Annotated in this window: 15 protein-coding genes, 1 pseudogene and 1 other annotated feature; of the genes and pseudogenes, 5 read left to right on the plus strand and 11 right to left on the minus strand. The window is 35.7% G+C overall.

Annotated elements, in window-relative coordinates; genetic code table 11:
- The 3 genes and pseudogenes from BLT22_RS10650 to gnd form a co-directional block, all read right to left on the minus strand.
- Positions 1-587: pseudogene (locus tag BLT22_RS10650) on the minus strand (helix-turn-helix domain-containing protein); the annotation flags it as partial.
- 186 nt (positions 588-773) lie between these two features.
- Positions 774-2,315: a gluconokinase gene (gene gntK / locus BLT22_RS10655; RefSeq protein WP_091763151.1), complete on the minus strand. Its 1,542-nt coding sequence runs from the start codon at positions 2,313-2,315 to the stop codon at positions 774-776.
- Positions 2,316-2,456: 141 nt separating this feature from the next.
- Positions 2,457-3,353 (minus strand): phosphogluconate dehydrogenase (NAD(+)-dependent, decarboxylating), encoded by an 897-nt coding sequence (gnd, locus tag BLT22_RS10660; RefSeq protein WP_091763154.1) that lies wholly within the window; start codon positions 3,351-3,353, stop codon positions 2,457-2,459.
- A 148-nt stretch (positions 3,354-3,501) separates the two neighbouring features.
- Here gnd and BLT22_RS10665 point away from each other — a divergent pair, with 148 nt between their 5' ends.
- The 4 genes from BLT22_RS10665 (at position 3,502) to BLT22_RS10680 (ending at position 8,251) form a co-directional block, all read left to right on the plus strand.
- Positions 3,502-4,353 carry a MurR/RpiR family transcriptional regulator gene (locus BLT22_RS10665; protein WP_091763156.1) on the plus strand — a complete coding sequence of 284 codons (852 nt, stop codon included), beginning with the start codon at positions 3,502-3,504 and terminating at the stop codon, positions 4,351-4,353.
- A gap of 19 nt (positions 4,354-4,372) precedes the next feature.
- Positions 4,373-5,128 carry a MurR/RpiR family transcriptional regulator gene (locus BLT22_RS10670; protein ID WP_087058304.1) on the plus strand — a complete coding sequence of 252 codons (756 nt, stop codon included), beginning with the start codon at positions 4,373-4,375 and terminating at the stop codon, positions 5,126-5,128.
- A gap of 161 nt (positions 5,129-5,289) precedes the next feature.
- Positions 5,290-6,897, plus strand: coding sequence for a PTS transporter subunit EIIC (locus BLT22_RS10675; protein WP_091763158.1), 1,608 nt, complete (start codon positions 5,290-5,292; stop codon positions 6,895-6,897).
- Between the two features lie 25 nt (positions 6,898-6,922).
- Positions 6,923-8,251: a 6-phospho-alpha-glucosidase gene (locus BLT22_RS10680; protein WP_091763160.1), complete on the plus strand. Its 1,329-nt coding sequence runs from the start codon at positions 6,923-6,925 to the stop codon at positions 8,249-8,251.
- Positions 8,252-9,280: 1,029 nt separating this feature from the next.
- Here the strand turns inward: BLT22_RS10680 and BLT22_RS10685 are convergent.
- The 3 genes from BLT22_RS10685 to BLT22_RS10695 all read right to left on the minus strand — a co-directional run bounded on the left by BLT22_RS10685 (position 9,281) and on the right by BLT22_RS10695 (position 14,106).
- Positions 9,281-11,101, minus strand: coding sequence for an ABC transporter substrate-binding protein (locus BLT22_RS10685; protein ID WP_091763162.1), 1,821 nt, complete (start codon positions 11,099-11,101; stop codon positions 9,281-9,283).
- Between the two features lie 74 nt (positions 11,102-11,175).
- Positions 11,176-12,639, minus strand: a complete 1,464-nt coding sequence (locus BLT22_RS10690) for an ABC transporter permease (protein ID WP_091763163.1) — start codon at positions 12,637-12,639, stop codon at positions 11,176-11,178.
- Positions 12,640-12,657: 18 nt separating this feature from the next.
- A complete protein-coding gene (locus BLT22_RS10695) occupies positions 12,658-14,106 on the minus strand; it encodes an ABC transporter permease (protein ID WP_091763165.1) in 1,449 nt (482 codons plus the stop codon).
- A gap of 108 nt (positions 14,107-14,214) precedes the next feature.
- Positions 14,215-14,506 (minus strand) — a binding site (T-box leader).
- A 209-nt stretch (positions 14,507-14,715) separates the two neighbouring features.
- On the opposite strand from BLT22_RS10695, the gene BLT22_RS12580 reads away from it, so the two are divergent.
- Positions 14,716-16,434 (plus strand): ABC transporter ATP-binding protein, encoded by a 1,719-nt coding sequence (locus BLT22_RS12580; protein ID WP_091763167.1) that lies wholly within the window; start codon positions 14,716-14,718, stop codon positions 16,432-16,434.
- A 172-nt stretch (positions 16,435-16,606) separates the two neighbouring features.
- Here BLT22_RS12580 and BLT22_RS10705 read toward each other — a convergent pair whose 3' ends face one another.
- The 5 genes from BLT22_RS10705 to BLT22_RS10725 form a co-directional block, all read right to left on the minus strand.
- Positions 16,607-17,350, minus strand: coding sequence for an amino acid ABC transporter ATP-binding protein (locus BLT22_RS10705; protein WP_091763169.1), 744 nt, complete (start codon positions 17,348-17,350; stop codon positions 16,607-16,609).
- Positions 17,351-17,365: 15 nt separating this feature from the next.
- Complete coding sequence (locus tag BLT22_RS10710) at positions 17,366-18,067, minus strand: amino acid ABC transporter permease (RefSeq protein WP_087059190.1); 702 nt, start codon at positions 18,065-18,067, stop codon at positions 17,366-17,368.
- 92 nt (positions 18,068-18,159) lie between these two features.
- Complete coding sequence (locus BLT22_RS10715) at positions 18,160-19,029, minus strand: transporter substrate-binding domain-containing protein (RefSeq protein ID WP_091763171.1); 870 nt, start codon at positions 19,027-19,029, stop codon at positions 18,160-18,162.
- Between the two features lie 197 nt (positions 19,030-19,226).
- Complete coding sequence (locus BLT22_RS10720) at positions 19,227-20,894, minus strand: glycoside hydrolase family 13 protein (RefSeq protein WP_091763173.1); 1,668 nt, start codon at positions 20,892-20,894, stop codon at positions 19,227-19,229.
- Between the two features lie 196 nt (positions 20,895-21,090).
- On the minus strand, positions 21,091-23,148 hold the full coding sequence (locus BLT22_RS10725; protein ID WP_091763175.1) for a beta-galactosidase: 2,058 nt from the start codon (positions 23,146-23,148) through the stop codon (positions 21,091-21,093).
- Positions 23,149-23,151: the final 3 nt, after the last annotated feature.

Here is a 23,151-nt window from a genome sequence, read left to right on the forward strand (position 1 = left end):
CTTTCTAAAATATCTAGTATCGTTCCTGTTACGACATCAATATACTCAAAAGCCATTTGCCCATTCCCATACTTAAACTCATCAAACGACAAGTTCTCCGGCAATGAATGATAGTAAGGTCGATAATACTTCACCTGTTCATTGATGATTCTTTGAATCGTTGTGGAAGAGACATTCGTCTCTTCTGCCAAGCTCTTGATCGAACGAGCATCAGCTGACTTCGCCAGTATTTCTGCTTTGATAAAATTAGAGATAAAACACGCCTCTTTTACAATCGGTGTTTCCGCAGTAAATGTTGCTTCACAAGACGTACACTTGAACCGCTGCTTTTTCACTCTGAGATAGGTCGGATAAATGCCGGACATTGGAAAAGTGATTCTAGAGGTCTGAGTCCCATTTTTATAGATAGAGAAGTCCTTGTTTGGTTCCTGGCATTTCTTACATTCCTTAGGAATATAAGTCAATGTACAGTCTATAAATTTACATTTCTTTTGTTTATGTATGCCGTAAGACACGCAGTTATCTTCGAAAATCATATTTTTGTCTTGAATATCCAGTACTTTTTGCATATCATTTGATGTAGGCAAGTGAGTTCCTCCTAAGGATGTTTGGTTTTGGTCAACTATTATTCTACAGGAGAGCTCACTTGTTTTCTATTTTCTGAGACAAAAAAAGACGCCAGTGATTTCTCACCAACGTCATATATTATAGAACCCTTTTATATAAGAAAATAACTAGATATAAAGTATACTCGCCTTTTTGACGTATATCCTTTAAATTCTGTTTGTATACTGATTCTGAAAATCTACTACAGCTTCATATTCTTGTTCATATAATCGGCTTAACCGAATAAAGATTGGCAGCAGTTCTTTATATACTAACCCTTTTTCTTTATCTGGGTGATTGATGGTTCTTGTTTTAACCATCTTTTTAACTTCAGATAAGTCATCAATTTCTCCCATTGCATACAAGCCTAAGATTGCTGCACCTAGACAGGCACTTTCGACAGTTTCAGGTACGTGGACTTCCTGTCCAAAAATGTCTGCAACCATTTGCCTCCAGACAGCCGAATGTGCAAATCCTCCGGTTGCTCGGACTTCTTTAGGAGTACCGATCAACTCTTCTAACGCTAAAAGAACCATATATATATTCATATTGATTCCTTCAAGCACAGCACGCATCATATGTTCGCGCTTATGATGCATGGCTAACCCAAAAAATGATCCTCTGGCATTGGCATTCCAGGATGGCGCTCTTTCTCCAGATAAATACGGATGAAACAGCAATCCTTCAGATCCGGCTGCTACTTGATCTATGCGGTCAGTGATTAGGTCGTAGGGGTTCTGATTTTGTTCTTTTGCTATCTTGACTTCCTCAGAACAAAATTCATCTCTCAACCATCTCAGTACCATTCCCCCATTATTAACGGGACCACCAATGACCCAGTGGTTTTCAGTTAGAGTATAGCAAAATGTTCGTCCCTTTTCATCGGTGACTGGTTTATCTGTTACTGTTCTAATCGCACCACTTGTGCCGATTGTTATCGCTACTTCACCAGGCATCACTGCATCTACACCAAGATTAGCTAGACATCCATCATTCGCTCCTATAATAAAAGGAACTTCTGAACTTATACCCATTTCATCAGCAAGTATCGGGTCTATGCTTTTATATTGAGATGTAGTAGGTACCAGCTTAGAAAGCTGATCTGGACCAATTCCCGCAATTTCTAACGCTTCAGCATCCCAATCCATTGTGTAGATATTTAAAAGCCCAGTTGCCGAAGCGATGGAATGATCTACTACGTACTCATTAAAAAATGCTTTAAATACATATTCTTTAACCCCTATAAACTTAGCAGTTTGTTTGAATATATTTGGCTTTTCTTCTCTAATCCAGCTAATGTTAGTCAAAGGAGACATAGGATGGATCGGTGTCCCCGTTTTTTTATATAATTCTAATCCTGTTTGTTTTTTTATTTTCTCTGCATATGGTTCGCTTCTTTGATCTGCCCAAGTAATGGAAGGTGTCAATGGATTTCCTTCTTTATCCACTGCAATCACACTGTGCATAGCTGCACTAAATGAAATGAATTTCAAAGCATTTTTATCGATTTCACTTCTTTTCATTACAGTTCTGATTGATTCTTTTACTGCCTCAAGTATTTCTTTCGGATCTTGTTCAGCAGCCCCTGGTTCTGGTACATTCAGTGGATACTCTACTGAAGATTGCTGAAATGCATTCCCTTTAAGATCAAATAAAACAGCTTTCGTACTAGTCGTTCCTATATCTACACCAAGCATGTAAGATTTCACATTGATTTTCCTCTCTAGTAACGATATTTTATAATCGCACTATCAATTCACTTTTCTTTATTTAATTCTTGTTTAAGCTTAACTCTAATATCGATTTCTGTCCATGCAAAATATGCGGACTATGGCTTATACCAAGTAGTCTCACTGCTTTTCAACTGCATGTCCTCCAAACTGATTTCTTAAAGAGGCAACAACTTTTCCACTAAAAGAATCGCTTTCTAAAGAGCGATTTCTCATCATCAAAGATAAAGCAATAACAGGCGCAGCAGTCTCTAATTCCAATGCTGTTTCTACTGTCCATTTTCCTTCTCCGGAAGCATGAACGATTCCTCTAATTTTATCTAATTTAGGATCTTCAGAAAAAGCAGACTCCATAAGTTCCATCAACCAAGACCGTATAACCGAACCATTATTCCAGACTCGCGCTACTTTTTCGTGATCAAAGTCATACGTACTCTTTTCCAGAATATCGAACCCTTCGCTCATTGCTTGCATCATCCCATATTCTACTCCATTATGAACCATCTTCAAGAAATGACCACTTCCAGATTCACCTGTATACAAATATCCATTTTCTACAGAAATGTCTTTGAAAATAGGTTCTATCTGATCGAATACTTCTTTATCTCCACCAATCATGGTACAAGCCCCTTCTCTTGCTCCTTCCATTCCCCCACTTGTACCAACATCAATATAAGATATACCTTTATTTTTTAAATCATGATATCGTTTAACAGTATCTTTATAGTTACTGTTTCCACCGTCTATCAGAATATCTTCTTCAGATAGATACGGTTTCAAATCAACTATCAATTTTTCGGTAATTTCTCCTGCAGGAACCATCATCCAAATAATTTTTTTGCCATCCAATTGTTTAAATACTTTTTGAATACTCGTTGCACCTTTTGCACCTACTGCTTCAGCTTGCTCAACTAAATTATGATCAATATCAAAAGCTACCACTTCATGTTTGTGGTCTAACAAATTCTGCATTAGATTAAATCCCATTTTTCCAAGTCCTAAAATTGCTAATTTCATTTTAGCTACCTCCTGTAAAATTTTATTTCGTACACTTAGTATATAAAAGAATATTATTTCTTACAAGTGATTTATAGAAAAATATTTTCTTTTGTTTCTTTTCAATCTATAATTAGGGTAATCCCTAACAAAGGAGTTCGTTTAGACGATGGAAAATAAACAAACCTGTAAAATGAGAATTCGATCTATTTATAGAACATTTAGCGAGAAAGAAAAGAAATTAGCTGATTATATTACCGCTTCTCCTGAAAAAATTATTCATGGAACGATTAATCAGATTGCCGATGATACTGGTCTAGCAGATTCTACTGTATTTAGATTTTGTAAACGTCTTGGTTATAAAGGATTTCAAGACATGAAAATTGCTTTAGCCTCTGAACAAGTAAAAGAATTGCATGATATTCATGAACATCTATCTTCCGAAGATAATGAAAGAACTGTTTTAAAGAAAGTTTTCCAATCAAATATCAAAACACTGGAAGATACGTTAACAGTTATTGATGAAGATCACTTTAAAGGCGCAGTTAATGCAATGCTTAAAGCAGATAGAATTGAATTATTTGGATTTGGCGGTTCTAACGTTATTGCTCTGGACGGATATCATAAGTTTATCCGAACCGGATTACCTGTTTCTGCTCAAATCGATGCTCATATGCAGTTAATGTCTGCTTCTCAGATGACTGATTCCAGTGTCGCTGTTCTTATTTCTCATACTGGTCATTCTAAAGATATTCTCGGATTATTAGATACTCTAAAACAAAATAATGTATTCACTATAGGAATCACTAGTTATACGCAATCCCCTTTTAGTCAACAAGTTGATATTCCACTTTACACTTTATCAGAAGAAACAGATTTCCGATCTGAGGCACTAGCTTCAAGAATAGCTCAACTCAGTCTGCTTGATGCTATTTATGTTAATATCATGATGAGATTAGACGAAAAAGGAAAAAAATCTATCACCAAGGTCAGAAATGCTATTCAAAACCGTAGAATTTAACTTGTAAAGGAGCATATATTTGATAGACTTAAGCAAATTGACGGCTGGGAAAAAATTAACTTCTTTAGAAAAAGCGATTCTTCAGTATTTTGTAGCACATATTGATACAGTCCAGGACATGGGCGTACGTGCTGTAGCAAGCGCAACCTATACCTCTCCCGCTTCTGTTATAAGATTATCTAAAAAACTAGGCTACACTGGTTTTACTGATATGTACTATTCATTACTTCCCATGATCAAAAAAGCAGAGAATAATTCAAATACTGAGAATGAAACCATATTAAGTACTGATTTTAAATCATTGATCAAAAATTGTTCTTACGAAAATACTCAACAGTTCATTGATAATGTACTGCTACTGAAACAGAAATATATCTTTATTTATGCTACTGGTTTCTCTCAGATTGCAGCAGAGTATATTTACAAGAAATTATTAGTTCTAGGAAGAAAAGCGATTTTAGCTAGTGGCTCTGATTCAGTGGGTGTGTTTGAAAATAACTTAGATGATATTGGTGCAATGATCGTTGTCTCAAAGTCCGGTGAAACTGAACAAGTTTACCGCAAACTGAAAAAAGCTGTCGATGCTGAAATCTACACGGTTGCTTTCACGAAAGAAACGGATAATCGAATCGGATTAATATCTGATTTAAATATCCAGATTCTAGATATCCATCAACTGGATGATCGCAATATGCTGCCTAACCTTTTTTTTCCCGGCGTTTTACTATCCTTTGAATCCATTGTCGAACAATACTTAAACCAATTAGAATCTTAAACCTTTTTATGCGAAACGTGTTTCTTAATCGAGAAACACGTTTCTACTATTTTAAAACGCTAACATTAGAACCGCTTACACGCTATACTAATTCTAGATCAATCATTCTTATTATGAAAAAGGTTAAAAAGGAATGAAAAAATTGAATTGGAGGAAAGAAGATGAAAGATAAGTTAATGAATGGCATGCAGCGATTTGCTAAAGCCATGTTTATTCCTGTACTGATTCTACCTATTGCCGGTTTGCTAATTGCGATAGGGAATTTGTTTACAAATGCTCGTTTGATTGAGTTGCTTCCCTTTTTAGATAATCCGATCACTATGGGATTTGGATCAATCTTATCAGGATCACTCGTTTCTATCTTGACAAACTTGGGACTTATATTTTGTGTGGGTATTGCTGTGGGCTTATCCAACAAGAAAAAAGCAGAAGCTGGCTTTACCGCACTTTTAGGATTCTTGGTATTTATATATGCAATGAATAACTTCCTGTCTTTTAATGAAATGCTCGTAGATCCTGCGTCTCTACAAGGAACAGGTCAATCTATGGTGTTGGGTGTGCAGGTATTAGACATGGGGGTATTTTTAGGAATTATTCTAGGAGTCGTTGTTGCACTTGTTCATAATAAATTTGCTGAAATTGAATTTGATAATGCCTTCCAAATTTATGGTGGTTCTCGTTTTGTATTTATCGTATTGATTCCAATCGTTGTCATCTTCGCAATTCTGATGAGTTATATCTGGCCCGTTGTTCAATCTGGAATTGATGCGACCGGATCATTTATTAACCAAACAGGCAACTTTGGCTTATTCTTATACGGCACACTTGAACGTTTACTCATTCCAACTGGTTTACATCACTTGGTGTATACACCTTTCTTATATACTTCTCTGGGTGGTGTTGCGGAAGTCGGTGGTGAAGTTTTCGAAGGCGCTCGTAATATCTATTTTGCTGAAATAGCAAATCCTTCCGGTGGTTTATTAAACCAAAGTGTCATCTGGGATGCTCGTGGAATTTCAAAAATGTTTGGTTTACTCGGTGCCTGCTTAGCAATGTACCATACAGCTAAACCAGAAAACAAAGCAAGAGCAAAAGCTATTTTAATTCCAGCGGTCTTTACTTCATTTGTTGCAGGCGTTACTGAACCAATCGAGTTTTCATTTATGTTTATTGCCCCTGTACTATTCGTCATTCACTCCGTATTTAGTGGTTTTAGTATGGTCGTCTTAAATTTACTAAATGTTCGTGCGATTGGTCCAAATGGTTTTATAGATTTCTTACTGTACAACGTTCCTTTAGGTTTTGAACGGACAAGGTGGCCAATCTTTATTTTAGTCGGGATAGCCTTCTTCATCATTTACTATCTTACATTTAGATTTTTAATCACAAAATTCAAATTTAAAACAATTGGTCGAGAAGATTCTGTTCAAGATACAAAATTATATTCTAAAAAAGATTATCAAGCTGCTAAATCTGGCCAACTGGTGGAAACAGTTACTGGAGACAGAGAAGCTGAAACAGGCTCTGCGCCCGTTATTGTACAAGCTTTAGGAGGACCGGAAAATATTGATACCATTACAAACTGTTATACTCGTTTGCGCTTAACCTTAAAAGATCCTGCCTTAGTCGATGAACAAACCTTACGGACAGATACCGGCGCTAGCGGTGTGATCGTAAAAGATCAGAACGTACAGGTCGTCTACGGTTTGCAGGTCAATAGCGTACGCAGATCAGTGGAAAAATATCTCGGTCGGGATTCTGAAGAATAATTTAAATAAGAAGGGAAAGAATTAAATGAATAAGAAATTTTCAGTCGTTATCGCAGGTGGAGGAAGCACCTTCACTCCAGGAATCGTTCGTATGTTATTAGAAAATTTAGAACGTTTCCCCTTACGCACTTTAAAACTTTATGACAACGATGCGGAAAGACAGGGTATCTTAGGAGAAGCACTCGCTATTTTGATGAAAGAACAAGCTCCAGAAATTGACTTTTCATACACCACAGATCCGGAAGAAGCTTTCACAGATGTAGACTTCTGTATGGCTCATATTAGAGTTGGAAAATATGCTATGCGTGAGCAAGATGAAAAAATTCCGTTGAATCACGGTGTCATTGGACAAGAAACGTGTGGACCTGGCGGAATTGCTTATGGACTAAGAAGTATTGGTGGCATGATCGAATTAATCGATTATATGGAAAAATATTCTCCAGACTGCTGGATGCTGAACTATTCCAATCCAGCTGCAATCGTAGCTGAAGCTTGCCGCGTACTACGTCCAGACTCAAAGGTCTTAAATATCTGCGATATGCCGGTAGGAACGCTAAGAAGAATGTCTCAAATTATCGGGAAGACACCTGACGAATTAGAAGTTCGTTACTTTGGTTTAAACCACTTTGGCTGGTGGACAAGTATCAAGGACAAACAAGGTCATGAATATCTTGATCAGATTCGTGAATATGTAGCAGAAAATGGTTACCTTACAACGGTTGAAGTGGAAACACAACACACAGATCCAAGCTGGCAGCAGACTCACAAAAAAGCTAAAGACTTATTAGCAGTCAATCCAAGATATCTGCCAAATACCTATCTTAAATATTATCTCTACCCTGATGATGAAGTCAGTCATTCTGACTGCTCTTATACTCGTGCCAACGAAGTCATGAATGGTCGAGAAAAAGAAGTATTTGATGCTGCTCGTACAATTACAGAAAAAGGAACAGCAGCCGGTGATGAATTCCACATCGACAGTCATGCATCCTTTATCGTTGACTTAGCTCGTGCCATTGCTTTTAATACACACGAAAGAATGCTCATGATCGTTAAAAATAATGGTGCAATTGCAAACTTCCCGGATGATGCTATGGTCGAAGTACCGTGTATTGTAGGAAATGATGGTCCAGAACCCTTAGCTCAAGGTAAAATTCCGGATTTCGAGAAAACCTTGATGTACCAACAAGTCATGGTCGAGAAAATGGTTGTAGAAGCTTACGTTGAAGGAAGCTACCAAAAACTATGGCAAGCTCTTACACTTTCTAAAACTATTCCCAGTGCCGGCGTTGCTAAAAACTTGCTTGATGATTTGATTGAAGCAAATAAAGATTTCTGGCCAGAGTTAAATTAATTTATTAGTTATGAAGATAACATTCTATAATTTTAAGTATCTTAATTAAACAGACCTACTCAAAACAGTAAAGGACATTCCTTTACTGTTTTGTTGTTCTTATAGTTTTTACCATCCTTCGATACTTACATATTCGTTAGGTATCCTCCAGGGTAGACGCCTGAAAATAGGTACTATTGAAAACCTCCATACAAAAATCTACCTTTCTGATGGAGTGGATAAACTCTGTCACATTAATTTCAAAATAAAATTAACACTTTACATTTCAAAATTATTGTGATATAAATAGTTTGTGATATAATTAACTAAAGGAGCTGGATAAATGATGTCTAAAATATTTAAATTCATTATTAGTTTCACTAGTTTATTTTTTTTTCATTTTTTTATTCCGGCAACAATGTCAGCGCTAACACTATTGAACCGGGAATTGTTTCTTTGAATGAAGAAAACCTACTGCAACGGTTGCTCTTCTAATAACTTTTGAAGAAAGGGTTCAAAGAGTAGCTGATACTAATCACATTCATATTAAATAAATTGAAATGATCAGAAGTTACAAAGATTATTTTAAACGATTTGGCGGAAGCTTCTAAACCACTAATCACTATCCATATAGATATGTAGAAAGTAGATGGAAATTCTGATGAAAGAAATAAGCCCTTATGTAAAACTCATTTTTAATATTATTTGTAGCTTTATTATATTTATGATCCCAAACATCTTAGTCCGGACTATTTCAGATGCTGGATACAGTGGAGAAATGTTTGTATCCATTTATGTTACTAAGACGACTATTTATGTATTAATACTTATAATTATAATGGTTTCGGTTAATAAATTTTTCAGTCACTTTGAAAAAGAAGACTAAATCATTCGAAATACTTCAGTTTCTCTCCTGAAACTAATCAATATTTCGAAAAAAGTCAGGTTCTTATTATTGTATAGTTTGCGGCTAAAGAAAAAGCTGATTCTGTCTGCATATAGTGCAGACAGGATCAGCTTTTTTAGATTAACAGATTAACTTATTGAGCATTATTCTTCTGATTGTTCTAAATAATTAGACAAGTGTTCTTGTGCTAAATCAGCATCAGCTTCTAACTCATTTCCCGTTTCTACCAATGGTGTTACTGGAGTAAAGGCTTTTTCTTTCTGGCCATCATATGATTGGATAAAATCATCTTGGTTGATAGAATATAGAATGGCTTTTCGCAAATCTTCGCTTTGAGCAGTTTTCCTGTCTTCATTCGTTGTATTAATGATTAAATATTGTACCGCATTACTTGGACCAGTTTGCAGTTCTAGAGATTCTTCTCCTTCGACTACTTGGTATTGTGTTTCTCCTAATCCGTAAAGCAAGTGTACTTCTCCACTTCTTAAAGCAGATAATGCACTATCCATATCCCCAATAAAACGAACGGTAACATTCTTGATTTTTGCTGCATTATCCGTTTCTGGCATATAGGCAGGATTTTTTTGGAACGTTGCTGCATAATCATTTTTTTCGATCATAACATAAGGTCCACTTGCATATAAATGGTTATCGTATGTGTCCCCTTCTGTCACCGCACGTTGATCGCCATAAGGAATATCTGTATTAATATCAAAATTTTCAATATCGTAGGTGTTAATACTTTCTACTTGCTTTTTAGAAACAATCCCAGCTGACTGGTGTGCTAAATAATTTAGTACTTGAGGGAATGGTTCAGTTGTTGTTAATTTGACTACTTGATAGTTACCTGCTGCACTATCAGCTTGTGTTTTATCTGTTACTAGGCTATTAATAGATGTATCTAGATCAGCTTCTAAAGCATCTTTGACTGAAGTACCTGCTTCAGCAACTGTAGCATCTTCTAATTCACTCATATCATCTACTACTGTTACTTCGTCAATATATTCATGCAAACTATACGTTCTATGGTCTGGTACTGATTCAGGATCACTCGCACGTTCTAAAGAAAATTTAACATCATCTGCTCCAACTCGCTCACCTGTATCTACAGCTTGTCCATCTTCAACGCTCGTGAAATTAATATCATCACGCAAAACAAAATAATAATCGGTATTTCCTTCTGCAATAGCATGATCATAGCTAAGCGAAGCTTCCGAAGTAACAGTATCATCCTCTGTCAAGTTCACCAAACGCACATACATATTTGTATTCAATTGATTAATTGATCCGTCATTCCCTTTAATGGGATCTAAAGACGTCAAGTCAGATTCAGTCTGAGTTAAAATCAAAGGTTCTGTTTCGTTAAGAGACGTATCATTGAACTGGACAGTATCCCAGGCAAAGGCTCTTGATTTATAAAGATTGACTGATTCAGGATTTATCAGGTCTTTGTTGAACGCTTGTGCTTTAAGTGAGTTATATAATCCGGCCGTGTAGGCATTCTCTGTAACAAGAACATTTTCCAATTCACTATACGTATTCACATATTCTGATTCATTCTCCGTAGCTGCCTGATTGATTAGTTCATCCACTTCAGAATCAGGCGCAATTACTCGACTATCTCCATCACTAGTAAATAATGAACGAACTGCATAATCAGGATTACCCGTTACAGTTGTCCAGCTAGCAACAGAAATATCAAAGTTTCCTGCATCTCTTTGGGCTCTATAGCTAGCATAATCCGGCTGCTGATTTACATTAACTTCAAAACCGTTTCTAGTCAGCTGATCCCGTAAGATATTTAAATCTTTTTCATCTGCCGCAGCACCTAATAAGTCAATTTGCACTGCTTCTTGATCATTATTTGTATTTCCAGTTGTCGCTTCATCTTCTGTCGTCACATTGCAGGCTGACAAAACCATTGTTCCAAGCAATACTACTGTACTCAATAATTTCTTTTTCATATCTTTTCCTCTTTTCTTTCTATTTTTTTATTTTTCTATTTTTTAAAAATGTACTATCAAACTACTTAATTCCATTAAGATAATCTCGGATCCGTTGCATCCCTTAATCCATCACCTAAGAAGTTAAAGGACAAAACTAATGCAATGATGGCTAATCCTGGATATATAGCTAGGTAAGGCTCTGTTTCCAGATATTCACTACCGGTTCTCAAGATATTTCCCCATTCAGGAATATAATTTTCCACACCCAATCCAAGGTAACTCAAACTACTGGTTGCAATAATCGCTGATCCAATCGTTAAGGTTGCTCTAACAATCATTGGTGCTAGAGAGTTGGGAATAACATGCTGCCAAATAATATTTATATGATTGTTTCCGATTGCTCTTGAAGCCTCTACATATTCCAGATTCGTCACTTGGATCACATTTGCTCTCATCGTTCGTGCATAGCTTGGAATATACCCTATGCTCAAAGCAATAATTAAGTTTGTAGTCGATGCTCCAAAAGCTGCAACAATCGTGATCGCTAACAAGATTCCTGGGATCGCGTATAAAACATCTAAAAAACGCATAATCAAATTATCTGTATGTCGACCATAATATCCAGAAATAGCACCAAGTGCCCCTCCAAATAATAGTGGAATAACTGTCGCCAGCACTCCCACAGTTAAGGATATTCTAGCTCCAAACACAATTCTAGAAAACACATCTCTCCCGAAATTATCTGTTCCAAAAGGATAAGTTAGACTTGGTGACTGTAAAATATTACTATAATCATTTGTCACTGCAAATCCGTAATTAAAAGTCCAATAACTACAGATGGAGATCGCTACAAGAAATACGATAAATAATAGCCCTAGCATTGAAGCTTGGTTACGAATGATTTTCTCACGTATGCCTTTTCTTCGTGTCATTTTTGTTTCGCTATCTGTCCTTTGCATTAATGAAATCATTACAAAAAGTACGAAAAGATTCCCTACTAGAGTGGTTGCTGCAAAGAATAGAAGGAATACTTTTCTTATTATTCCAGTCATTGCTTCAATTCTATTGTACCCGGCTAACACCACAAGATGGAAAACAAGTACAAAAAGCAGTAAAAACATAAATGGTATAAATGAGTTTGTTACATAGGCTTTAAACAAATTTAATGAAGAGACTCCAATAACCAGCAAATCTGTCAATACCATATAAACAGCATAAATATACCCGGTCGTTAGTTTCTTTTTTAATAAGTATAAAGACGAAAGGACTATAAACAGGTTGCCGATTAACAAGGAAAGTAATAATCCTCCCGCTAACTTACGACTGGTTGAGTTAATGGCAAGTACTTTTTTACTGTTCTTCCTAATTTTAAGCACTAATAATGCTTGTAAAACAGTCGCTACTCCATTCATACTCGCTAAAATCATAATAAGCGGACGCACAGTAAATGGACTGAAGTCAAAAGCAGCAAACAAAAGAATTCCCGTATAGATAAGTGAGAGTCCAGTAGAAAACTCTATTTGTTTATAAGCCAGCGTATCTTTGTAAGATTTCAAAGAATCATTCCCTCCTTCCTAGTATTTTTTCAGATTAGTTCGAATTCTCGGATCGATAAAGGCATATAACATATCAATAAATACATTTACAATGGATAACACAATCGCTACATAGATGACGCCACCTAAAACACTTGGTATATCAGGAATAAATTGACGTTCTACAATGTAATTCCCTATCCCATTGATATTGAAAACTTGTTCAGTAACAGCTGCTCCTCCAAGTACTCCACCAAATTGCAGACCTATAATTGTTACAATTGGAATTAATGCATTGGGTACTGCATGTCTTAATATTACTCTTCTGTTAGATAATCCTTTTGAGCGAGCGGTTAAAATGTAATCTTCATTCACTACTTCTAAAGTAGAGGAACGAGTCATCCTTGCTACTGAAGCCATCAGCAATGTTCCTAGAACAACTGCCGGCATAATCAATGAAGCAAAGTTATCTGCATTGTAAGTCGCCGGCAACCACCCAAGTTCAATTGAAAACCCTAGTATGAAAATAAGTCCTTGCCAGAAACTCGGAATGGATAACCCAACTAATGCGATAAACATAAACACATGGTCAAACATTGTATTTGCCTTAACTGCTGAATATATTCCTGCAGGTAATGCCACTATAAGTGCAATCACTAAAGCAAATATTGACAACTCTAACGTAACAGGGAATCGTCGCATAATAGTGGAGACAACCGCTTGGTTACCTGAGTACGCATTCCCTAAATCAAAAGTGAAGACTCCTTTAATTGTTCTCCATAACTGAACAATATAGGGATCGTCTAGTCCATACATAGAACGAAAATTATCAATTTGGGCCGGAGTAGCTGTTTCTCCAATAATGTTTCTAGCTGGGTCGGATGGAGAAAAGTATAATAAAGTAAAGACGATAATCGTTACACCCAATATGACAAACAGCATCATGAGGAGACGTTCAAATAGATACTTCATAAACGGAAAAGAATGTATAATCAATAATGCATACATAGGAAATCCTAGAATAATTGATAAAATAAAATATTTCGGATTTGTAATAAACGCAAGTGATTGTCCTAAAAAAGTTACTTTTTCTCTATTAGATTGTTTATAGATTTCATGTGCTTTTTCATTTACAGCTTGTTGAAATTGTATAGAAAATAATTTTTCGACATTTTTGTTTGTCTCTTTCTCACTTAGAGGTTTATTGAAAAAAGCTTGTTTATTTTCTTCTTGTTTTTTCAATTTCGCTCTTAATTCTCGGTCATATCCGCTTTGTATTAAAGCTTCTTTTGCTTCGCTGCTAATTTTACCATTTTGTTTTTTAACATATTTCTTGTATAGAAAGACCATAAGAATAAACACCTGGAAAGGAAATCCAAAAATCATCAACCCTATTCGGTAATAAGGACTCAAAAATGCTTTTGTATATTGTCGTGACAGCTGCTGAAGAAAGCTCTGATCCTGTTTAATAATTGTTTCAACTTTCATTAATATTCCTCCATTCTTTTTATTAAGAATGCGCTCTTTATTTATTTAATACAGATTAATAGAATACTATACATACAAAAAAAGCCCTTGAACACAGATCATTCTGTATTCAAGGGCGAAATAATTAATCTCACGGTTCCACCTTAAAAAATGCACAGTTTTTACCCTAGTTATAACTTAGGCTTTTCTATACACTATCTCAACTACAGTACTCAGAACAATGTGTCTGTGATACTGCGCTGCTATAACGGGCATACCCGGTATTATCTAATTTTCCTAAGAAAATTCAACAATACGACTCCAAGACGCACTTCCAGATATCACTCTTTATCCCCTCTCAGCAAACAGGGACTCTCTATAAAATCGCAATGATCCGTACTCTTCTTTTCAATGTCTTTTAACTTATCTTTTGAAAGTATTTCTAATTGAAAATAAATATACCAAATAAAAAAACTACAGTCAAGCTTAAACAATTAATTTGTAAAATAGATTTCTACAGGGTCTTTATTATACGTACTTTCTAAAAACCGTAAAATCATCTTTTTTTCTATACTGATTGACATACATGCTATAATCAAATTATTCTAGACAAATTTGAGGAGCGGAACTATGGAAAAATTACTGGACGTCCAAAAGTTATCTATTATATTTGAACAAGGTGACTCTTCAAATGAAGTTGCAACAGATATTCATTTTGAAGTATCTAAAGGAGAAACTTTAGGGATCGTTGGAGAATCAGGAAGCGGAAAAAGTGTCACTGCACGTTCTATCATGCGGCTCCTTCCTCCCAATGCCCAAAATAATGAAAATAGTAAAATTGTATTTATGGGGAAAGATTTAACTCAGTTAAGTGAAAAAGAAATGCGTAAAATTCGCGGTAAGGATATTGGAATGATTTTCCAGGATCCAATGACTTCACTCAATCCAACTATGAGGATAGGGGATCAAATCACCGAAAGTATCCAATTTCATCAAAAATTGCGCAAAAAAGCAGCAAAAGCAGAAGCACTTAATATAATGGAATTAGTTGGGATCAAAGATATCGAGTTCCGTTACAAACAGTACCCCCATGAGTTTTCAGGCGGAATGCGCCAACGGATGATGATTGCCATCGCTTTAGCTTGTAATCCTGCTCTTTTGATTGCAGATGAACCTACAACAGCTTTAGATGTGACCATTCAAGCCCAAATTTTGGATTTGCTGAAAGATATTCAAAAGAAATTCGGCACTTCTATAATTTTAATTACTCATGACTTTGGAGTAGTGGCTAATATGTGTGACCGGGTTATCGTTATGAAAGATGGCGAAATTGTAGAGAGCGGTACTACAAAGAATATATTTGCCCACCCAGAACATGCCTATACCAAAAGACTCTTGGAGGCTGTTCCAAACCTTCAAAATGAACAGAAATCATTCTCAAATGTAACTAAATCTAAAAAGCCTTTACTCTCTATCAGAAATCTAAAAAAGCATTTTGACTTAGGAAAGGGATCCGTTTTAAAAGCTGTTGATGATATCTCTTTTGACATTTACGAAAATGAAACACTCGGACTAGTAGGAGAATCCGGATCTGGAAAGTCTACTACTGGTCGTACCATTCTAAGACTCCATGAAGCAACAGGGGGAGAGGTTCTTTACGAAGGATTTAATTTGAATAACTTAACAGCAAGCGAAATGAAAGATATGCGAAAACATATGCAAATTATTTTCCAAGATCCTTATGCTTCACTTGATCCGCGAATGAAAGTTGTGGATATTATCGGAGAAGCTATTGATGTTCATAAACTAGCTGCAAACAAACACGATCGATTGAATAAAGTGATCGATTTGCTTGAGTTAGTCGGATTAGATCCTTCTTTTGCCATGAGATATCCTCACGAATTCTCTGGAGGACAGCGCCAACGGATTGGAATTGCTCGAGCATTAGCTGTAGATCCGAAGTTTATTGTCTGTGATGAGCCTCTATCCTCTCTAGATGCTTCTATCCAGTCACAAATTGTGGAGTTGTTAGAAGATTTGCAGCAAAAATTAGGATTAACCTATATGTTTATTGCTCATGACTTGTCTATGGTGAAGCGTATCAGTGATAGAGTAGCAGTAATGTATAATGGCAATATAGTAGAAATAGCAAAATCAGAGGAACTTTTTGCTAATCCATTGCACCCTTATACAAAAAAACTTTTATCTGCTATTCCTGTTCCAGATCCAAATTATGAAGCGACCCGTAAAAGACAGACAAATGATGAAGCAGCTTTTTCATTCGATTCCTCTACGACTATTTTTCAAGAAGTTTCTCCTGAACATTGGGTAGCTCTTCCTAAAGCATAGTCTCAAATTTCAGCATCATTATGACTGATTTCCATAGATTGGCATTGCCGAAAATTATAAAGCCTGTTACAGGTTACATTACCAATTTAAAAGAGGCGCTCATAAATTGCAAATAGGAAAAGGATGGACACTTAATCAAAAGTGTCCATCCTTTTCTGCTGTCTAGATAACTTTATTCGTCTTCAAGCAAAGCCAGAAATTCTCTTGTGCGTGCTTCTTTCGGATTACTCAGCACTTTTTCAGCAGGTCCTTCTTCAAGAATATAGCCTTCATCCATAAATAAAGCTCTATTCGCTATACGTCTGGCAAAGTTCATTTCATGTGTGACAATAACCATAGTTTGCCCTTCTTTAGCTAGTTCTTCAATCACTTTTAATACTTCTCGTACTAACTGTGGATCCAAAGCTGAAGTGGGTTCATCGAACAGTAAGATTTCTGGATGCATCATCAATGAACGAGCTATCGCTGCTCTTTGTTGTTGTCCTCCAGACAATGCATCTGGATACTTGTCCTTGTGTTCAATGAGACCTACTTTTTCGAGTATTTCATTTGCCTCTACAACCACTTCTTTTTTATCTCTTTTTTGTACAGTAATTGGCGCCTCAATAATATTCTCTATCAATGTTTTATGTGGAAAAAGATTAAAACTTTGAAACACCATACCAGAATACTGACGAATTTCTTTTACATCTTCTTTAGTTACTTTCTGCTTCCCGAATTCAACTCGTTTGTTTCCAATTTTCAGCGTACCTGCACTTGGTTCTTCTAATAAATTCAAGCACCTTAGTAAAGTTGTTTTTCCAGAGCCTGAAGCGCCAACTAAACAGACAACTTCACCTTTATTAACACTGAAATTGATAGATTCTAAAACGACTTGATCTCCAAATTTCTTTTTCAAGTTTTCTACTGTAATCATAGTCAGGATGCTCCTTTACCCTTTTGCTAAATAGCGGTTATAACGTATTTCCAATCTACTTTGAATTGCACCAATCACAATACTAACTAGCCAATAAATGATAGCAACTGTTATATACATTGTCATACTATCATACGTTCTTCCTGCTATTAGTCGACCGCTATAAAGTAATTCTTGTACGGTAATAACAGAAGCAAGTGAGGTTCCTTTTAGCACATCCATAAAGATATTAAAAGTAGGCGGAACAGCAATACGTGTTGCCTGAGGAATGACGATTCTTCTTAATGTTTGAAAGTAACTCATTTGAAGCGTTTCAGCTGCTTCCCACTGTCCTTTAGGCACAGATGATATCGCAGAACGCACAACTTCAGCAAGGTAGGCAGCAAAGTTGAAACTTACTCCCACAATTGCTGCAACGATAGAGCTTTCAAATTCTATCCCTATTACTGGAAGTCCATAATAAAGAATAAATACAAATACAAGTAAAGGTGTACCACGCATAAAGGATATATAAAATTTAGCTGGTAGTCTAAAAATGGCTAGCTTAGACATGCGTGCAATTCCAACTATAATCCCTATTATAAGCGCAAAAACCATACTAAATCCCGCTATAATCAAAGTCACACGTAAGCCTTCCAGTAAAAACGGCAGCGATTCAATTGCAAGATCAAAATCATATAAATATTCCCATTTTATTTCAGAAAAAAAATCAAACATATGAAACTCCTTTCTTACTTTTTTATACTAGAAAAGAACATACAAGAGGCTTATGATCGACTTCTTGTATGTTACGATATGGTCTATTTAACTTATTCTGCTTCTAAACTGACAACTTCAGATTGATCAACTGGCTGAGTTGAGTCTGCACCTAAAAATTCTTCAGATAATTCTGAAACTCTTCCTTCATCTTTCAAAGTGGCTAATGCTTCACTTAGCTTATCACGTAATTCCGTATTGCCTTTTAATACTGCTAAGGCACTTTCTGAAGAATGATATTTTACATCTTCATCTACCATTAAGCCATCATCACCAAACTCTTCTACATTTCTTTGTAAGACTAAACGGTCATTCAGATAAGCATCTTGATTTCCGTTAAGAATATCTCTGAGAATGGTATCTACTCCAGCATCATATGCTGTTGTTTCTCCCCCAATATTTTCTGCAAAGGTAGCATAGTTACTGGTTAGAGAACCCAATCCTATTTTTGCACCTTTTAGATCATAAGCAGATTCGAACTTCCCATCATCTTCTGTACGAATAATGGCTGAACCATAAGAGTATTTATGAGAATCTACAAAATCAAAAATTTCTTTCCGCTCTTCAGTAATTGCAAAATCATTTGCAGCTACATCAATTTGTCCATTACGTAGCGCTGGAAGTAATCCATCGAATTGCATCGTTTCAAATTCTACTTCTACTCCTAACTCTTCTCCAAGTTCACGCACTAATTCTACCTCAAACCCTGTTAATTCATTTTCTTCATTTAAGAAAGTAATCGGTGCATACGTTCCAGATGTTCCTACAGTCAAAACGCCTTCTTCTTCAACGGAAGACCAAGATGCATCTTCTTTTGTGTCTTCTGATACTTTTTCTGTTTCTTTATTATCACTTGTTGTACATGCTGTTAATAATAATCCCACTGTTAATAATGAAGTTAATCCTAATTTTTTATTAATCATTTTAAAATCTCCTTATGCATTTTCAAATATTTTTACACTAAAATACATTATTATGCTAAAATTATCGTGTTTTTTATACACAGGAGCTAATATATCATGATTCTTTGTTTATGTCACGCACTTTATCTTACTTTTTGTTAGTTTTAATTGATTTTTGACTATTCTGCTTACTATTATTTACCTATCCACCTTCTTTTTTACCTCTCTCTTAGTTCATATATTCCTGCTTCATAAGCTTTCAAGTTTAAACTAACTGTTGATTGTTCTTTTTCAGAATAGTTAGATAGCAATTTTTCACCTAGTTTAAATCCACTTGGCAAATTAACTATTGTTTCTAATGCAAATAAATTCGCTACTATCAAAAATTGTTTATTCTGATATTTTCTTATATAAGCAAAAACTTGGGGATGCTCTTCTTCTAATAATACATAGGAGCCATAAATAAACGTTTCTTCTTTTCTTCTTAGTTGAATCATCGTACGGTAATAATGATAGATAGAGTCTGAATCTTTCATTGACTCCTCAACATTTATTTTTCTATAATTTGGATTTACTTTTATCCAAGGTTCGTTATCTGAAAACCCTGCATAGCTGGTGCTATCCCATTGCATTGGTGTACGTGAATTATCACGACCACTAGACCAGATGTAAGTCATGACTTCTTCATGAGCTTTACCTTTAGCCAACTCACTTTGATAATAATTTCTTGATGCAACATCGCGGTAGTCATTTATATTTTCATACTTTACATTCGTCATCCCAATTTCTTGCCCTTGATAAATAAAAGGAGTCCCTTGCATAAAGAAATAGATTGTTGCCAAGGCTTTGGCAGATTTCTTACGGTAAGAAGTATCATTTCCCCATACCGAAACCACTCTTGCTAAATCATGGTTCTCAATAAATAAAGCATTCCACCCTTTTGCATCCAATGCATTCTGCCATCGGGACAAAGTGGTTTTCAGGCGTCTTAAATCTAACCCCGTTCCTTTGGATCCCCATAGGTCAACATGCTCAAATTGAAAAATCATATTGAAATACCCTGTATCTTCATTAGCCCAATTCTCCGCATCTTCAACTGTCACCCCATTTGCTTCTCCAACTGTCAGCGCATCAAACTTCTTAATTGTATTTTCTACAAATTCATTTAGAAATAAATCAATTCCTTTCTGATTGAGATGACCATCAAACGATTCTACAAATGCTTCGCCTTTTGGATTAGGTAAATCAGGTAAGCCCTCTTTCTTTTTAATATGCGAAATTGCATCAATCCTAAAACCGTCGATTCCTTTATCCAGCCACCAGTTGACCATATCATAAAGTTTGTTTCTAACTTCTTTGTTCTCCCAATTTAAATCTGGTTGTTTTTTAGAAAAAATATGCAAATAATATTCCTTTGTATCTGAATCGTATTCCCAGGCAGAACCGCCGAATATAGAGGCCCAGTTGTTAGGAGGAATCCCCTTATCAGCTCCTTCTTTCCAGATATAAAAATCTCTATACGTATTATCCTTAGAAGATTTGGACTCAATAAACCATTCATGTTCATCCGAGGTATGATTGATGACCAGATCCATAATCAACTTCATTCCCCGTTTATGAACAGCTGATAGTAATGCTTCAAAATCTTCCATAGTTCCAAAGTCAGACAAAATAGCTTTGTAGTCACTAATATCATAGCCATTGTCATCGTTTGGAGATTGATAGATTGGGCAAACCCATATAATATCAATTCCGAGGTCTTGTAAATAATCTAACTTTTCGATAATTCCTTGTATATCTCCTATACCATCTCCATTAGAATCTTTAAAACTTCTTGGATAAATTTCATATGCAACGGCTTCTTTCCACCACTTTCGTTTCTCCATTTTTTTCTCCCCTTATCCAAACCAGATGTAAGTATATTCATTTAGGTTGATTATTAGAACCTATTACTTATCTATTTTACCTAATATTCTAGTGAATCAAAAACAAGGACACCTGACTGTTCCCAGATTATCCTTGTTTTTTAGCTCTTTATCTTTTAGTTTATGAATCCTTATCTAATTTCAGCACACCTTTTTTTCATATTATTTTATCAACTACTTTTACTTCATATGGCTGTAAAGTTATTTCTCCAGTAACTTCTTCTCCAGTAAAACTATCTTGTGCTTTTTCTATTATGTTTACAATTTGTTTCTCCTCTGTGAAGTTCATGATAAAGACAATTGAAGTCTGATCAGCTTCTTCTCTTCCTTGAACGGAAACCCCTATATTATGCTCTACTTTCAGTAAAGGTTTTAAGTCTAAATCTTCAATCAACTGGTTATAAAAGTCTCGATTGAATGCTTCATTTGCTCTCGCACCAATATAATATGCTGTTCCTTTTTTATATTCATTCGAGGTGACCGCAGCTGTTCCTGCATAAAAATCACTTGTATATCGAGCCAATATGTCTGCATTTTTCACTTCAATGACTGTAGCATAATCTTTCACTGTATAGGTTTGATCAGCGTATACTATTTGATTTGAATCTCCAGGATAATACGTATCAGTTTCTAATGGCTCAATTCCAAATATTTCTTGTAATTCTTTTTTCCAACCACCTAAATAAGTTAAATCACGTTCATTCACTAATCCAGTAATATAACTAGACACTAATGTACCACCGTTGGCTACGAAATTATTCAAACGTTGAATGGTTTCTTCACTCATTAAATAAAGCATGGGTACAACTAGTAATCTATAGTCCTCAAATGTGTTTTCTTTAGTAATGACATCTACTGGGATATCCTTTTCCCAGAAAGCTTGATAATGTTTTTGTAACGTTTGTGGATAGTGCTTAGTTGTTAGCCCAAATCCTTGAGCGTCTTCCAAAGCCCAATCGCTTTCCCAATCGTATAATAGTCCTACTTCAGATTTCCTTTGTGTTCCTACAATTTTAGCAGATAATTCATCCATCGTTGCACCTACTTGGCTAACTTCTTTAAAAACTCTATTTTCAGCTGAACCATCGTGGTCAACAACAGCTCCATGAAATTTTTCAGATGCTCCGCGTGATTTTCTCCATTGGAAATATAAATTACTGTCTGATCCATGAGCTAATATTTGCATCGAAGACAAGTAATGCATATTAGGTCGTTTAGGTTTGTTATATTGATGCCAGTTTACAAGACTTGGGGTTGATTCCATCAATAACCAGGGTTTTTGTTTCATACTCTTGAAAGAGTCGTTTATAAACGCTACTTTAGATGCTAATTCATATGTCTCTTCATAATCATTGTGCCAAGCTGGATACGCATCCCAGCTAATGACATCCACTTCTTTAGCGAACTTACTGTAATCTAATCCTCTAAACGGTATAAATTCAGGATTATCAGACATGAAGTTTGTCGTAATCGGAATATCTGGTGTAACTTCGCGTAAGGGTACAATCTCATTTTTGTAAAAATCAATCGTCTGATCCGTTACGAATCTTTTCCAGTCTAAATTCATCCCATGTACTAAATTTTCTCCAATTGGAGAAGGGGATTCTATCTGATTCCAATCAGTAATGGTATGACTCCAGAACGGGCCCCACCATGCTTGATTTATTTTTTCTAAACTATTGTTATAACGTGTTTTCAGCCAGCCTCTAAAAGCTTCCTGACAAAGATCACAGTGGCATTCTCCACCAAATTCATTAGAAATATGCCACACCAATAGTGCAGGATGGTTTTGGTATCTTTCAGCTAACTTATGATTAATTTCTTGTGTTTTGCTTCTGTAATATGGTGAAGTAAAACAGTGATTGTGCCGAGCTCCATAAAGCTGTTTTCTTCGTAGGCTATCAACTCTTAAAACTTCTGGATATTTTTTTGCCATCCAAGCGGGTCTTGCTCCACTAGGAGTAGCTAATATTACTTTCCCACCAATAGAGTTCATTCGATCAAACACCTGATCTAACCATTCGAAATCATAAACACCCTCTTTTGGTTCTAAACTTGCCCATGAAAACATTCCGACAGATACCGTATTGACTCCAGACTTTTTCATTAGTTCGATGTCTTGTTCAAGTACTTCTGGATAATCTTTCCACTGTTCGGGATTATAGTCTCCTCCATGTAGTAATCTACGTTCATCTGTTACATATTCTTTAGTCATTCA

Source organism: Marinilactibacillus psychrotolerans (assembly GCF_900101525.1).
Lineage (GTDB): Bacteria > Bacillota > Bacilli > Lactobacillales > Carnobacteriaceae_A > Marinilactibacillus > Marinilactibacillus psychrotolerans.